Below are 15,715 nucleotides of genomic sequence, written 5' to 3'. Positions count from 1 at the left end.
GAATTTACCATAGCCACGGCAGACGATGTATCTTTTAATAAGGTAACGGCCGCCGACAGTGTATTGGTCGGAACGGGTACGAACCTCATTACCCTCGACGGAACGACGGGGTCGGTGACGGGCAATATCTTTAAGGCCGGAAGTGTTAATGTAAACGGCGCCAACAATACGGTTACGGGTCTTTCCAATACGACATGGAGCGGCACTCCCGTATCGGGCAGAGCGGCAACGGAAGATCAGTTAAAGCAGGTTGCTGATGATGCCAGAGCGGCTGCAGGCAGTTCAAAGACCGTAGTAACGGCCAACAGCGGAGAAGGTGCAAACAGTACGACGGGAAATATTTCTCTTACGTCTACTACGGCGGCTAACGGACAGGTTACTTACGATGTTAAGCTTGCCGATAAGGTGACGGTCGGTACGGCCGGTAATGCCGTAACCGTTGACGGTACGACCGGCAAGGTTACAGCTAAAGACGGAGACTTCAGCAATAAGGTAACTGTCGGAACGGGTAGTAATAAGGTCACTGTTGACGGTGCAGATGGCAGTGTAACTGCTAATACGGTGAAGGCCGGCAATGTGACGGTAAACGGCAGTAACAATACGATTACAGGCCTCTCCAATACGACTTGGAGCGGGACGACGACCACTCCGGACAGAGCGGCAACGGAAGGCCAATTGAAACAGGTTGCCGATGCAGCCAAGTCGGCTGTCGATAACGTAACGATGAAGTATGACGGTGACAACGGCGGTACACAGACTTTAGCTCTGAAGAACGGTACGTTTAACGTTAACGGTGACGGTCAATTTACGGAAACGACGGCCAATGCTACGGGTATTCAAGTTAAGGTGAAAGAGGCGGCCGTAAAGGATGCGGCAGTCAGTGCCGTTACAGTCAGCACGGACACTTCCAACCCGAATAATCCCATAACCGTTACGGCAACACCGGGAAGCCATTCTATGGACTATAAGGTGACCTTTGACGGCACAAAAGCCGCTCAATCTACGAACTTGTCCTACAAAGCGAACGGCGGCTCGGCTGAAACGGTAAGCTTGAGTACCGGACTGAACTTTAAGGACGGTAATTTGACCACTGCGTCCGTAGCTCCCAACGGCGATGTGAAATACGACGTGAAGACGGCTACGATCGCCGTTAATAACGGCATGGCCGGCCTTAACGGTAATGACGGTGTGGCGACGGCACAAAATGTTGTCGATGCTATGAATGCTATCTCTCATCAGACGACGGGCGGTCTTGAACGAGTGGTCAATCGTATCGGTGCGGTTGAATCGGAAGGCCGTCGTGTTGCGGCGCAGTCGGCGGCTTTAGCAGCCTTAAAGCCCATTCAGTACGATCCTCTCGAACCGAATCAGATTATGGCCGGTATCGGTAACTATCGCGGGGAAACGGCGGCAGCCGTAGGTTTGGCACATTATGCCAATGAAGACACGATGCTCCATATGGGCGTAGCTCTCGGCGACAATAACAATATGGTAAACGTCGGAGTCACGCATAAGTTCGGCAGTGCGGCTAAGAAGGCGGCTATTCCCGATCGGTACAAAGCCGGTCCTATCAGCTCCGTTTATGTCATGCAGGATGAAGTTACTCAATTGCGTGCCGAAAATGCACAGCAAAAGGCGACGTTGACGAAACAGCAAGAAGAAATCGACGCGTTAAAAGCGGCAGTGGCACAGCTCATGGCAAAACAGTAGCAGGTAAGTTGAAATTCGAAAGCTCCCGATCGTAAAGGTCGGGAGCTTTTTTTCCATAAAAAAACCTTTTATGTGACAACGGTATATAAGTAGAGCCGTAAATTGTATACGAATATATACGCCTATGGTATAATACTATTCAGGTCTATATGTAGACTTACTACTGTCTAATAACGTCTGTTAAGGAGACTTGATAGAGATGGCATTTCATTTAAAGCCGAAAGAAGAAAAGTTCTTCAATTTGCTGGACAAGCATGCAGCCCTCTGCTATGCGGCGGCAGATATTCTTAAGGAAGCGGTGAATGAAGAAATTTCCAAAGCGGAAGCGATGGAAAAAATTAACGCCCTTGAAGAAGAGGCGAATGATTTGGTACTGGAAACGATGAAGCGATTGCAGAAATCCTTTATTACGCCTATGGATCGTGAAGACATTCAGGAACTTATCGACAAACTCGATAAGGCTTTGGATAATGTTACGGAAATCATGGACAAGATGTGTATCTATCGCGTCGGAACGGCAACAGAAGGAACGAAGCGTATGGCTACCATTATGGCTAAGTCCATGAAAGAGATTCGACGTTCCATTGAAGCTATGCGCAATGTAAAAAAAGAATATTTGAAGATCGAGGCGCGTAGTAAAAAAATTATGAAATTGGAGCAAGAATGCGACGATCTGTATCATGAAGAAATGGGCAAGCTTTTTGCAGAATGTAAAGATCCCATCGAGCTCATTAAATGGAAGGAAATTCTTCAGTCCATTGAAGATGTTACGGACGGTTGCGAATCATTGGCCACTTTATTTCGGAGGATCGTGTTAAAATATGCCTGAGCATTGGTTGATCTGGACAGTCGTTATCTTAGCTGTTCTCTTTGATTATATAAACGGCTTTCACGACACGGCAAATGCCATAGCTACCAGCGTGTCGACGCGAGCTATATCGCCGAATCATGCGATTTTGATGGCGGCGGGATTGAACTTTTTGGGTGCCATGGTCAGTACGGGAGTTGCCAAAACGATTGGCGGCGACCTGGTTCTGGATCCGACCCAAATCAGCCTGGAAGTTATTATAGCGGCTTTGGCAGGGTCTATTATTTGGAACATTCTGACTTGGTATTATCGGATACCCAGCAGTTCATCCCATTCTTTAATCGGCGGTATTATCGGTGCCGTATCGATAAGCGTGGGACCGCAGATTTTATCGGGTGAGGGAATCGGCAAAATCGTTCTTTCCCTGGTTCTTTCTCCTGTAGTGGCTCTGGTAACAGGGTATTTTGTCATGATCGGCCTTTTATGGGTTGTGCGCAATTACTCTCCCGTGTCCTTGAATCGACAGTTTCGGAGAATGCAGATTGCTTCCGCCAGTCTGATGGCATTTTCTCACGGGTCGAATGATGCGCAGAAGGCCATGGGGATTATTGCTTTGGCTCTTTTGAGCGGCGGTTATATCGATACTATGGAGATTCCTACGTGGGTAAAGCTGGCCTGTGCTACCTCTATGGCTCTCGGTACTTCAGCCGGCGGTTGGAGAATTATTTCGACTATGGGAACGAAGATTTTTAAGCTCGAATCCATTAACGGATTTGCTGCCGATTTGAACTCTTCAGTCGTAATTTTTACGGCCACCTTATTACACTTGCCTGTCAGTACGACTCACGTTGTTTCGGGGTCTATTATGGGAATCGGTTCGGCTGAACGAGTTCGTGCCGTACACTGGGGGGTTGCGCGCAGTATGCTCGTTGCCTGGGTCGTGACTATTCCTCTCAGTGCCGTTTTATCGGGACTTATTTATCTGGTCATTAACGGCGTGGCTCATTTATTTTAGATATATCATCTGAGTACAGTATAGATGTATCTATACTGTACTTTTTTTAAAACAAAACTACACTTTTTTGGTTACATATTGTATAATGTAATACAAGAGGTAAGGAGGGACGGAATTATGCGTTTGAATCAAGCTACAGACTATGCTTTTCGAATGGTTTTGTATTTAGCAACGTGTCCGGAAGGCACGAAAATCACGGGCGCCGCTCTGGCGGAAAAACAAAATATACCGGAACGGTTTTTGTTGAAGATTATGCGTAGCCTGACAGCTGCCGATATTATGAAATCCTATCGCGGGGTAGAGGGTGGTTTTGCCTTGCAACGAGACCCGAAGGATATTACTCTTTATGATGTTATTGATGCCGTAGAAGGACAAACACAGTTGCAGCGTTGTCTGGCCGACACGGATGCATGTACGCGCGGTTGCGGCGGCATGTGTTCTTTATATAATGCATTTGAAGAAATTCAAAACGATTTGGCGGCAAAACTGAAGTCTGTCAACTTTGCCGATTTGGCGGCTAAGGAAATGGCTATGTCCGGGAAATAATAAGTGCAGGAAATACACGACGCGAAAATTCGAGTCGTGTATTTTTTATGTCTCTTTGCGAGGTATCGCTTTTTTCATAAGTAGAGATGCCGTATATAAAATGATGCATAAGGAATAAATATTGATTTGTGCTAGAATAAAGATAAAAGAAACAACCTCATATATCATAATATCAAGGAGGTAGTGAAATGAATTTGGCAGACCTTACATCGCCAGATGATATAAAGCGATTATCGTTAAGTGAGTTGAAGGATCTTGCAACGCAGGCTCGGAAAGCGTTGATACAAAAGGCGGCTGTTTGCGGAGGTCACCTGGGGCCGTCACTCGGAGCCGTGGAATTAATTATGGCCTTACACTATGTGTTTAATTCGCCGACCGATAAAATCGTATATGACGTATCGCACCAAAGTTATATGCATAAAATCCTTACCGGCCGCGTACGTGCTTTTATGGAAGAAGCACACTACCATGACGTAACGGGATATACGGATCCGCAGGAAAGCGAGCATGACCTTTTTAACATCGGTCATACGTCTACATCTGTCAGTCTGGCATCGGGGCTGGCTAAGGGGCGAGATGTTACCGGAGGCAAGGAGAACGTGATTGCCCTTATCGGTGACGGATCTCTGTCGGGCGGCGAGGCATACGAAGGACTGGATTATGCGGCTACATTGGGTTCTAATATGATCATTATTGTGAATGACAACGGCATGTCTATTGCTGAGACACACGGCGGTATTTACGAGGGTCTTAAGGAATTGCGTGAAACAAAGGGGCAGAGTCATCGAAATCTCTTTACGGCCATGGGTTTTGAATACCGTTTTCTGGCAGACGGCAATGATTTGGAACGGACGATTGACATGTTAAGATCCGTTAAGGATACGGATCATCCCGTAGTTGTTCATGCAGTAACACAAAAAGGGAAGGGATTTACTCCGGCTGAAGAAGACAAAGAAAGATGGCATTATACCAAACCTTTTTATGAGAAAACGTATGAGCTGCGAACACGAATTGCGGAGCCGACTTATGAAAGTATTACGGCCGAGTATTTAATGAAAAAGATAGAAGAAGATAAGTCGCTTGTCGTCATTAATGCCGCGACGCCCAGCGGATTCGGCTATACTGAAGAATGGCGTAAAAAAGCGGGAGGTCAATACGTAGACGTGGGTATTGCGGAAGAGCATGCCGTGGCCATGGCTTCAGGCGTTGCCAAGTACGGAGGAAAGGCCTTTTTTAATGTATACAGCACCTTTTTGCAGCGTACATACGATCAAGTTATGCAAGATTTATGTGTCAATGGCAATAGTGCCGTCATCCTCGTATATCGTGCGTCCGTATACGGCATGAATGATATTACTCATCTGGGGTATTTCGATATTCCCATGCTCAATTCCGTGCCCCGTTTCGTTTATTTGGCGCCGACGTGTAAAGAAGAGCACCTGGCCATGCTCGCTTGGGCTATAGGGCAGACGAGTCACTCCGTAGGAATTCGCGTTCCCGTCGGTCCTCTGGTGGAAAAGGGAGTAGCTGATACAACGGACTATAATCAAATAAATCGCTTTGAAATAACTCAACATGGGCAGAAGGTAGTTCTTATAGGCTTGGGAAATTTTTATCATTTAGCCGTGAATGTCGCTGCAGTTCTTGAGCGAGAGACGGGTATCTGTCCCACTGTTATTAACCCTAAATTTGCCAACGGTGTTGACAGGCGGTTGTTGGAAGAACTCCGCAAAGACCACGAATTGACGGTTACCCTGGAAGACGGCGTCGTAACGGGCGGATTCGGGCAAAATATTGCTTCTTTTTACGGACCGACAGAGATGAAGGTTAAAAATTACGGTCTTGCCAGAGCGTTTCACGATCGCTATGATGCGGAAGACTTGTTAAGGGAGTCGGGGATTACGGTGGAGAAAATTACGGCGGATATACGAGAGCTGTTGATGTAAAAAATTGTACACCGGGGGATGTCTGCCATAAGGGAGATCTCTCTTGTATAATCCATATGACCTGAGCCTTCATTTACAAAAAAAATATGATATAATAAACCAGTACCATTAATTATGACCTTATACTAATAGTTGGTTTTATATATACGGAGGCTATATGGCTAGAGTAAAAATTACGGAAACGGTGTTGCGTGACGGGCATCAGTCCATTGCGGCAACGCGTATGCGTATAAATCAGATGATTCCCGTTTTGGAGTCTATGGATGAAGTCGGCTACCACGCTATTGAATGCTGGGGCGGTGCCACTTTTGACTCGTGCATGCGATTCCTTGATGAAGATCCGTGGGAACGGTTAAGAACGTTAAAACGATATATTAAAAAGACCCCCTTGCAAATGTTGTTCCGCGGTCAAAATATTTTAGGTTACAGACATTATGCGGACGATATGGTGTATGAATTTGTCAACCGAGCCGTGGATAACGGCATTGATATTATTCGCGTCTTCGACGCCCTTAACGATTCTCGTAACCTTGAATCGGCTATTAAGGCCGGTAAGGATACGAAGTCCGTTCATGTCCAGGGTGCGATGGTTTATACAATCAGTCCTATTCACACCTTGGAAAGTTTTACTAAGGGTGCCGTAGAATTACAGGAGATGGGTGTCGACTCTCTTTGTATTAAAGATATGTCGGGTCTTTTGGCTCCTTATGATGCATACAACCTTGTGCGCATGCTGAAAAAACACCTGCATATTCCCATTGAATTGCATACGCATTGTACATGCGGATTCGGAGAAATGACCTATTTGAAGGCTGCTGAAGCGGGTGTCGATATTATCGATACGGCCTTGTCGCCTTTCGGCGCCGTTACCAGTCAGCCGGCAACGGAAACGATGGTCATGGCTTTGCAAAACAGTATTTACGATACGGATATCGATACGGAAAAGCTGTGGCCCATTACGAATCACTTTAAAGAAGTACGTAAGGAACTGGCAAAGGAATTCAATCTGACCATGCCGAGTCAAATCAATCCGGCTGTCAGAAAGTATCAGATTCCCGGCGGTATGTTGACGAACCTGTACAATCAGCTTAAAAGTCAAGGCGAAGAAGATAAATTCGATGATGTTTTGGCTGAAATGCCGGCAGTTCGTCGCGACTTGGGCTATCCGCCCCTGGTTACGCCTACCAGTCAGATTACCGGTTCAGCTGCGGCTCTGAATGTGTTGTTCGGTCGCTACAAGATGATTACCAACGAAGTTCGAGATATTGTACGCGGCAAGTACGGGAGAGTTCCCGGTGAGATTTCCGAAGATTTCCGTAAGCTTTGTATCGGTGATGAACCGGTTATTGATCATCGTCCGGCCGATGACTTGGAACCGGAATTGGATAAGGCAAAGGCGGAATTGGCGGAAGCGGGCTATCCCGACGCATCGCCTGAAGATGTGCTGAGTTACGCCTTATTCCCTGAAGTGGCATTGCCCTTTTTTGCTAAAAGAGATGAACAACGGAAGGCCGCTCAAGAGTCGGCCGTAACGGAATAAGAAAAGAGCATCCGCTCGCACGGTGTTGTTGAATGACGGGATACACCTTGCAGACGGATGCTCTTTTATATAAAGAAAAAAAGACATTGCTGAGCAATGTCTTTTCATGTGGTCGGAACGGCGAGATTTGAACTCGCGACCTCTTCCACCCCAAGGAAGCGCGCTACCAAGCTGCGCCACGTCCCGCTAACGGTATTATTCTACTAAAAATACGGATATTTGTCAAACGGAGAAAAGGGTTTTTGTATAAACTGCTGTACGCCAACGGTAAGAGCCGCCTCAGCGAGGCGTGAAAAAATCACCGTTCAGTGATACAATAATAGGGTATATGTCAATAGTAATTCCTATGATTCGGAGATATTATGAAACCGTTTGTACACTTACATAATCATACACAATACAGTCTTTTTGACGGTTTGACACGAATTCCCGAGATGGTAAAAAGAGCCAAAGACTTGGGGATGCCGGCTGTGGCCGTAACGGATCACGGCAATATGTATGGACTCATTCACTTGTATAAGGCGGCTAAAAAAGAAGGTATTAAACCTATTTTAGGCTGCGAAATTTATATGACACGAGGGAGTCGTTTTGAACAAAAATCGAAGGAACGATTGTGCCATTTAATTTTGTTGGCTAAGGATTTTCACGGTTATCAAAATTTGGTTAAAATTGTTTCCAAGGCTTTTGTAGACGGAGAAAACAGCTATCATCGACCGCGGGCCGACTTCGATTTGCTTGAACAGTATCACGAAGGTCTTATCGCCTTATCGGCATGTATTGAAGGGCAGGTTCAGCAAGATATATTGAACGGCAACGAAATGCAGGCAAGACAGACTTTGGAACGGTTTATTTCTCTCTTCGGTAAAGACGATTTTTACTTGGAGATTCAAAACCACGGCTTAGCGGAAGAACGGGAAGTCCGACGTGTTTTTAAAGACTGGGCTGAAGAATACGGCTTGAAGCTTGTAGCGACGAACGACTTCCACTATTTGGATAAGGATGATGCACCGGCTCAGGAAGTCAAACTTTGTATTTCTACAGGCAGTACGCTGGATGACCCGAATCATTTTCGCTTTTCCAATAATGAATTTTATATGAAATCGCGGGAAGAAATGGAAAAACTTTTCCCCGATTTGCCTGAAGCTTTGGATACGACATTGGAAATTGCCGACAAGTGTAATGTGGAAATCTCTTTCGATGAACGGCATTTGCCTCAGTTTCCCGTGCCCGACGGAGAAACTGACGAGTCTTATTTACGCAAACTCTGCGAAGAGGCATTGCCCACTCGATATTCGGTTATTACCGATGCCGTTCGCGAGCGTTTGGATTATGAGTTGGGCGTTATTAACGCCATGGGATTTCCTTCGTATTTTCTCATTGTTTGGGACTATGTAAAGTATGCCCGTGATCACAAAATCCCCGTAGGTCCCGGCAGAGGATCGGCGGCCGGATCCGTTGTCGCTTATTTATTGGGGATTACGGGCCTGGATCCGTTAAAATACGATTTGCTTTTTGAACGGTTTCTGAATCCGGAACGTATCACCATGCCCGATATTGATATGGATTTTTGCTATGAAAATCGTAGTAGGATTATCGATTACGTTACCCGTAAATACGGTAAGGACCACGTGGCACAGATTATTACTTTCGGAACCTTGGCGGCCAGAGCTGTCCTCAGGGACGTAGGGCGAGTCCTCGATATGCCGCTTAGTGAAGTGAACCGCATTATGAAGACCGTGCCTAACGAATTGGGGATTACCCTTGATAAGGCCTTGCAGACGAGTAAGGAATTTCGCAAGGATTATGAGACGAAGGCGGAAGTACGCCGACTCGTCGACTTCGGTAAGCGATTGGAGGGATTGGTCCGCCATTCTTCAACACATGCGGCCGGCGTCGTTATTTCAGCAGCACCTGTAGATGATTACGTGCCTATGCAGTATTCGAAGGAAGGCTATTTAACAACTCAGTACGACAAGGATTTGGTTGAAGAATTGGGTTTGTTGAAGATGGACTTTCTCGGGTTACGGACTTTGACGGTTATCGGCGATGCCGTAGCCATGATTAACCGTAATTACGGCATCGACTTGGATATAGACAAGATCTCCTTGGACGATGAAGCGACATGCCGTCTTTTGACGGAAGGAGATACGGCGGGGGTCTTCCAAATGGAATCCCAAGGGATTACGAACTTGGTTAAAGAGCTGGCACCGAAGCATTTCGAGCACATGATTCCCTTAGTGGCCCTTTATCGTCCAGGGCCGTTGGGAAGCGGTATGGTTGAAGATTTTATTAAGGGGAGCCACGGTGAAAAAAAGGTAACGTATTTACATCCCTTATTGGAGCCCATTTTAAAGGATACGTACGGGGTTATTCTTTATCAGGAACAGGTTATGCAGATTGCCTCCGCCATGGGCGGGTTCAGCCTGGGTGAAGCCGATTTGTTGCGTCGTGCTATGGGTAAGAAGAAAGAAGGAGTTTTGAAGGCTCAACGAGCCCATTTTCTGGAAGGAACTCGCAAGAACCATATTGATGATGACATTGCTAATAAAGTTTTCGATTTGATGGTATATTTTGCCGGTTACGGTTTTAATAAGTCACATTCCGCTGCCTACGCTTATGTTGCTTGGCAGACGGCATACCTAAAGGCCCACTATTGTGCCGAGTTTATGGCCGCTACCATGACCAGCATGATCAGCGACGTTGCGAAAATCAGTTATTATGCCGCTGAATGTAAGCGTCATCATGTACCTGTTTTGTCGCCCGACGTGAATGAGTCGGAATCGGTTTTTTCCGTACAGGGGGGCAATATCCGTTTCGGGTTGGCAGGCATTAAGAGTGTGGGAGAAAACGCCATTCGGACGATTTTGGAGGCTCGTAAAAAAGACGGTCCCTTTACGTCCTTTGAAGATTTTTGCAGTCGCGTGGATTCTCGTATCGTCAATCGGCGCGGTTTGGAAAGTTTGATTCAATGCGGTGCCATGGATTCATTCGGTAAGAAACGGTCACAACTTATGGCCGTTTTGGATCAGGCCATGTCCATGGGGGCCTTACGACGTAAGGATAACGAGTCGGGCCAGATGGGGTTGTTCGACGATGTCGTGTCCGATGTCTCGACGGATTTAGTGTATCCCGACATGGAAGAATATCCCCTATCCATGCGCTTGGCCATGGAAAAGGAGTACGACGGATTTTATTTCAGCGGGCATCCCTTAGATGCGTATACGGAGGTCATGAATAAATTGACTCCCCTTGCCGTCTTATATGATGAAGAGGCGAGAGGCTATGACGGCAAGATGATCACTGTAGGCGGTTTGATAACAGCCGTACGGCGAGTCACGACGAAACGTAACGATGCGATGGCCATTATAACGGTAGAAGATTTTACGCATACCGTTACGGTAGTCGTCTTCCCCAAAGTTTTTGAAAAGTGCCGGGATCTGATTGTCGTCGATGCGCCCGTAGCCGTTAAGGGACGTGCCGATATTACGGATGATGATGTACAGATTTTGGCCGATACGGTGCAACCTTTGACGGAAGAAGCGGCTCAAGCGGTGAAGGAGCGACATGAGTCGACACAAATTCCGGTAGAATCACAATGGTTAAACGGACAGGGAGAAAAACTTTTTATTAAGATTCCTGCCCGTTTAGAACAGAGTGATTTAAGTGATAAGGTAGCGGAAATCCTCAGCCGGTATCCGGGAAATACGAAAGTTTACTTTCATTTGGCAGGAAGCCGACGCACTATTTTGACGGATAAGAAGTATTGGATTACGGCAGGACCGAAACTGCAAAAAGAATTGGCTTTGCTTTTGGAACCGGGGTTGTACATATTGCAATAGAGCTCGGAAATTGATATGATAAGGAAACAGACTTGGCAAAAATCCAAGCTGATTATCTTGCAAAACAGACTGAGCTCGTGATATAATTTCACAGTATGGGTTTAGTATGTTTAGAGAAGAGGTGTGAATGGTGAAAGAAGGTATCCATCCGAATTACGGTAAAGCCGTAGTAACGTGTGCGTGTGGCAATACTTTTGAAACAGGTTCCACAGTACCGGAACTGCGTGTCGAAATTTGCTCTAAATGCCATCCGTTCTATACCGGTCAACAGCGTACGCAGGCTGCTCGCGGTCGTATTGAACAGTTTAATAAACGTTACGGTAAAAAAGGCTAAACAGCTGAATAACAGCAGACAAGCGGTAGGCAGAGCAGCAATGCTCTGCTCTATTTGTTTGTAAATAAACGGGAGGTTCCATTGAGTAAACCTTATGTAGGCGGGCAGGCGGTTATCGAAGGCGTTATGATGCGCGGCCCTGAATACATTGCGACGGCTGTACGCACACCGTCGGGAGACATTACAGTACAAAAAGACAGAGTCCGTTCCGTTACAGAAAGATACCCCCTTTTGAAGAAGCCTTTTATCAGAGGATCAGTCGCCTTGGGAGAATCACTTTTTTACGGTATGAAGAGTCTTTCTTTTTCCGCCCGTGCATCGGGAGAGGAAGAAGAACAGATGACAAACAGTCAAATTGCGGCGACTATGTTGTTTTCCTGTGTAGTAGCTATTGTTTTCTTTGTAGCCTTGCCGACTTTTGCGGCCAAATATTTACTGGGTTCCGTTACGAGTCCGGTCATGTTGAATATTTGTGAAGGCTTGCTTAGACTGGCTGTCTTTTTACTATATATACGATGCATTTCATTTACTAAAGACATTCGGCGCGTGTTTGAATATCACGGAGCCGAGCATAAAACAATCTGGGCGTATGAGAAGGGGTTACCCCTTACGGTAGAAAATGTACGTCCTCAGGTTCGACTGCATCCGCGATGCGGCACGAACTTTCTTTTAATCGTCATGGTCGTTTCCATCTTTGTTTTTGCCTTTTTAGGCTGGCCGTCTATTGCGGAACGAATTGTGTCGCGTGTTATTTTGATGCCCGTCGTGGCCGGGATTGCTTATGAAATCATACGCTTGGCAGGCAGGACGACGAATCATGTAATTCAGACATTGATCAAACCCGGATTGTGGTTGCAATATTTGACGACGAGAGAACCGCATGACGATCAGATTGAAGTGGCTATTAAGGCCTTGGAAGCGGCGAAGCCGCAAGAACATACGGAAAATAAGCAGTAGATTCGGAAAGCGAGGAGTATAGCGTGTTTATTGATAAGGTACAAGCCGTAGAGAACAAGTTTATCGACTTGGAGCAGCGCATTAGTGACCCTTCCGTCATTGCCAGACAGGATGAATGGCAAAAATTGACGAAAGAGCATGCCTCCCTGGCACCGATTATCGAAACGTTTCGCAAGTATAAGGATGTATCCGCTACTATTGCGGATGACAAGGAAATCATTGCCGACGGGTCCGACGCGGAGTTGACGGCCATGGCTAAAGAAGAATTATCCGAATTGACCAAGGAACAGGAAGCTTTGGAAGAAGAATTGCATGTTCTTATGTTGCCTAAGGATCCGAATGATGATAAGAATGTTATTATGGAAATTCGTGGCGGTGCCGGCGGCGATGAAGCGGCTATTTTTGCCGGTGATCTCTTCCGCATGTATTCGAAATATATTGAAAAGCAAAAGGGCTGGAAGGCAAGTATTATCAGTTCCAACGCTCCCGAACTGGGCGGCTATAAGGAAGTTATCTTTTCCGTTGAGGGTGACGGTGTATACGGCAAGCTCAAATACGAATCGGGCGTACATCGCGTACAACGTGTGCCTGTTACAGAGTCGGGCGGTCGTATTCATACATCGACGGCGACGGTAGCCGTTTTGCCTGAAGCGGAAGATGTGGAAATCAACTTGAATATGGAAGACGTACGCGTCGATTATTTCCGAGCTTCCGGCGCCGGCGGTCAGCATGTCAACAAAACCTCCTCGGCCGTGCGCATGACGCATATTCCGTCGGGTATTGTCGTTGAGTGTCAGGACGAACGGTCTCAGTTGGAAAATCGTGCCAAGGCCGTACGGGTTTTGAAAGCTCGCCTTTTAGCTCAGGCCGAAGAAGAAGCCAATGCGGAAGTTACGGAAGCTCGTCGCAGCCAAGTTGGTACGGGTGATAGAAGTGAACGCGTGCGTACGTATAACTATCCGCAGGGACGCGTAACGGACCATCGCATCAATTTAACGTTGTATAAGTTGGAAAATATTATGAACGGCGATATTGACGAATTTATTCAGGCTTTAGCCGAAGCTCGCCGTGCCGAATTAATGAAGGAAGCCGAAGAAAGCAATGAATGATTTATGGACAATCGGCTCTCTTCTGAAGTGGACGGAAGGATTTTTTGCCGAAAAAGGAATTGATACGCCGCGACTGGATGCGGAAATTCTGTTGGCACACGTTCTTGAAAAAGAACGTATTTATTTGTATGCTCATTTTGACGAACCCATGACTTCGACGGAATTGTCGGCATATAAAGAGATGATAAAGAAAAGGGCGGCCCGGTATCCGGTCGCCCATATTTTGGGTATAAAGCCTTTTATGGGGCTTGATTTTATTGTCAATGAACATGTTCTCGTGCCGCGTCCGGAAACGGAACTTCTGGTTGAGGCTGTCTTGGAAATTTGCCCTAAAGAGGTTCCGGTACGCGTCTTGGATATGGGGACGGGAAGCGGTGCTATCTTGCTGAGTCTCCTATCGTATTTGCCGCAGGCGACGGGAACGGGTGTAGACATTTCTTCTGATGCCTTGAAAATAGCCGCCGAAAACAGCGAGGCCCTTCACATAGACCGGGCACAGTGGGTGAATAGCGATCTTTTTACAAATGTAGAAGCTCATGAGTACGATTGGCTCGTTTCCAATCCGCCCTATTTAACCGCTCCGGATATGCAGAATCTGGAGAAAGAAGTAAAATACGACCCCAAAACGGCTCTTTACGGCGGTACGGACGGACTGGATATATATCGCCGCCTGGCAAGTGAAGGCGGTGCTTACCTTAAAGTCGGCGGACACTGTATTGTGGAAGTAGGCGCCGGACAGGCGCGGCAGGTTGCGGAACTGTTTACGGAGCAAGATTTTGAACTCGTGCGAATTATTAATGATTATGCCGATACGGAACGACATGTTTTACTCAGAAAGAAGGGGTAGACTGTGAAAGATACGAAGCTGGTGAAACTCACCGGCACGTCAGCGGATAAAAATGTTTTGGAAGAAGCCGGTAGATTGATTCGCCAAGGCGAGCTTGTCATTTTTCCGACGGAGACTGTCTACGGGATAGGCGCCAACGGGCTGGACGCCGCTGCATGCAGGGCCATTTATACAGCAAAGGGACGACCCAGTGACAATCCGCTTATTTTGACGGTTCCCGATAAAGCCGGAGTCGAAGCGGTCGTTTCTTATTTACCGCCCCTGGCGGAAACATTGATTGAAAAATTCTGGCCCGGCCCCTTAACCTTAGTGTTGCCTCGCAAGGATACGGTTCCCGATGCGGCTACGGGCGGTCTTGATACGGTGGCTCTGCGGTGTCCCGACCATGCAGGCTGTCGAGAATTTTTGAAAGCGGCGGGAGTACCTGTTGCCGGACCGAGCGCCAACCTTTCCGGTCGCCCCAGTCCGACAACGGCATCTGAAGCTTTCCATGACATGGAAGGACGTGTAGCCATGATTCTGGACGGCGGTTCGTGTACAGTAGGCGTAGAATCGACTATTGTCGAAGTTTTGGACAATGTGGTCACGGTTTTACGTCCCGGGGCGGTTACGGAAGAAATGCTGGCGGAAGTTGCTCCTTATGTGACGACGGATACGCATCTTGTTACCGGTAAGGGAGTGCCTAAGGCGCCGGGCATGAAATATCGCCACTATGCACCGGAAGCGCCGGTACGGGTTTTCGTAGGAAGTGCGGATCAGGTAAGTAAAGCTGTCGGCGAGGTACGCACGGCAGCGGAAAACGACGGCAAACGTCTGGGGTATTTACTCAGTCGGGAGGTTATTGAAAAGTCTGAAGTGACGGGTAAAGACGTTTATTGTTGGGGCACTCACGGCAATAAGACGGAACTGGCCAAAGAATTATATCGAGGCCTGTTGTTTTTTGATGAGCATCCCGTCGATCTGATCGTTGCGGAAGGGGTAGAGACAGGCGGTATAGGTACGGCTGTTATGAATCGAATGAAAAAAGCGGCGGACGGAGATGTTATGACCGTGTAAATTTGTAT

At 47.0% G+C, this 15,715-nt stretch carries 12 protein-coding genes and 1 tRNA gene; 12 read left to right on the top strand and 1 reads right to left on the bottom strand.

Annotated features, from left to right (window positions below):
* From HMPREF9429_RS03050 to HMPREF9429_RS03025, 6 genes are all read left to right on the top strand, one after another.
* On the top strand, positions 1-1,710 hold a 1,710-nt coding region (locus HMPREF9429_RS03050), incomplete at its 5' end, for a YadA-like family protein (RefSeq protein WP_006941532.1).
* Between the two features lie 199 nt (positions 1,711-1,909).
* Entirely contained in the window at positions 1,910-2,539 is a 630-nt protein-coding gene (locus HMPREF9429_RS03045) for a DUF47 domain-containing protein (protein WP_006941531.1), read from the top strand.
* The gene (locus HMPREF9429_RS03040) at positions 2,532-3,533 is read left to right on the top strand and encodes an inorganic phosphate transporter (protein ID WP_006941530.1); all 1,002 of its coding nucleotides are present in this window, start codon (positions 2,532-2,534) and stop codon (positions 3,531-3,533) included. The genes HMPREF9429_RS03045 and HMPREF9429_RS03040 overlap by 8 nt, the downstream gene beginning before the upstream one ends.
* Before the next feature lie 117 nt (positions 3,534-3,650).
* Positions 3,651-4,079 carry an RrF2 family transcriptional regulator gene (locus HMPREF9429_RS03035; protein WP_040773545.1) on the top strand — a complete coding sequence of 143 codons (429 nt, stop codon included), beginning with the start codon at positions 3,651-3,653 and terminating at the stop codon, positions 4,077-4,079.
* A gap of 188 nt (positions 4,080-4,267) precedes the next feature.
* Positions 4,268-6,025 carry a 1-deoxy-D-xylulose-5-phosphate synthase gene (locus HMPREF9429_RS03030; RefSeq protein WP_006941527.1) on the top strand — a complete coding sequence of 586 codons (1,758 nt, stop codon included), beginning with the start codon at positions 4,268-4,270 and terminating at the stop codon, positions 6,023-6,025.
* Positions 6,026-6,182: 157 nt separating this feature from the next.
* Positions 6,183-7,565, top strand: coding sequence for a pyruvate carboxylase subunit B (locus HMPREF9429_RS03025; RefSeq protein ID WP_006941526.1), 1,383 nt, complete (start codon positions 6,183-6,185; stop codon positions 7,563-7,565).
* Positions 7,566-7,674: 109 nt separating this feature from the next.
* On the opposite strand, the gene HMPREF9429_RS03020 is transcribed toward HMPREF9429_RS03025, so the two are convergent.
* Positions 7,675-7,751, bottom strand: a tRNA-Pro gene (locus tag HMPREF9429_RS03020).
* A gap of 176 nt (positions 7,752-7,927) precedes the next feature.
* On the opposite strand from HMPREF9429_RS03020, the gene HMPREF9429_RS03015 reads away from it, so the two are divergent.
* The 6 genes from HMPREF9429_RS03015 (at position 7,928) to HMPREF9429_RS02990 (ending at position 15,707) form a co-directional block, all read left to right on the top strand.
* On the top strand, positions 7,928-11,404 hold the full coding sequence (locus HMPREF9429_RS03015; protein WP_006941525.1) for a DNA polymerase III subunit alpha: 3,477 nt from the start codon (positions 7,928-7,930) through the stop codon (positions 11,402-11,404).
* Positions 11,405-11,534: 130 nt separating this feature from the next.
* Complete coding sequence (rpmE, locus tag HMPREF9429_RS03010; RefSeq protein ID WP_040773554.1) at positions 11,535-11,738, top strand: 50S ribosomal protein L31; 204 nt, start codon at positions 11,535-11,537, stop codon at positions 11,736-11,738.
* 81 nt (positions 11,739-11,819) lie between these two features.
* Positions 11,820-12,695 (top strand): DUF1385 domain-containing protein, encoded by an 876-nt coding sequence (locus HMPREF9429_RS03005; protein WP_040773542.1) that lies wholly within the window; start codon positions 11,820-11,822, stop codon positions 12,693-12,695.
* A gap of 23 nt (positions 12,696-12,718) precedes the next feature.
* Complete coding sequence (gene prfA, locus HMPREF9429_RS03000) at positions 12,719-13,804, top strand: peptide chain release factor 1 (RefSeq protein WP_006941522.1); 1,086 nt, start codon at positions 12,719-12,721, stop codon at positions 13,802-13,804.
* A complete protein-coding gene (gene prmC / locus HMPREF9429_RS02995; RefSeq protein WP_006941521.1) occupies positions 13,797-14,651 on the top strand; it encodes a peptide chain release factor N(5)-glutamine methyltransferase in 855 nt (284 codons plus the stop codon). The genes prfA and prmC overlap by 8 nt, the downstream gene beginning before the upstream one ends.
* A 3-nt stretch (positions 14,652-14,654) precedes the next feature.
* Complete coding sequence (locus HMPREF9429_RS02990; RefSeq protein WP_006941520.1) at positions 14,655-15,707, top strand: L-threonylcarbamoyladenylate synthase; 1,053 nt, start codon at positions 14,655-14,657, stop codon at positions 15,705-15,707.
* Positions 15,708-15,715 lie beyond the last annotated feature (8 nt).

Source organism: Megasphaera micronuciformis F0359 (assembly GCF_000165735.1).
Classification (GTDB): Bacteria; Bacillota; Negativicutes; order Veillonellales; family Megasphaeraceae; genus Megasphaera; species Megasphaera micronuciformis.
This window is presented reverse-complemented; position numbering and strand designations above follow the sequence as displayed.

Excerpts from the sequence above, each read along its gene's own strand:
- HMPREF9429_RS03045 (WP_006941531.1), top strand. The coding sequence starts at position 1,910 with ATGGCATTTCATTTAAAGCCGAAAGAAGAAAAGTTCTTCAATTTGCTG.
- HMPREF9429_RS03040 (WP_006941530.1), top strand. The coding sequence starts at position 2,532 with ATGCCTGAGCATTGGTTGATCTGGACAGTCGTTATCTTAGCTGTTCTC.
- HMPREF9429_RS03035 (WP_040773545.1), top strand. The coding sequence starts at position 3,651 with ATGCGTTTGAATCAAGCTACAGACTATGCTTTTCGAATGGTTTTGTAT.
- HMPREF9429_RS03030 (WP_006941527.1), top strand. The coding sequence starts at position 4,268 with ATGAATTTGGCAGACCTTACATCGCCAGATGATATAAAGCGATTATCG.
- HMPREF9429_RS03025 (WP_006941526.1), top strand. The coding sequence starts at position 6,183 with ATGGCTAGAGTAAAAATTACGGAAACGGTGTTGCGTGACGGGCATCAG.
- HMPREF9429_RS03015 (WP_006941525.1), top strand. The coding sequence starts at position 7,928 with ATGAAACCGTTTGTACACTTACATAATCATACACAATACAGTCTTTTT.
- prmC (WP_006941521.1), top strand. The coding sequence starts at position 13,797 with ATGAATGATTTATGGACAATCGGCTCTCTTCTGAAGTGGACGGAAGGA.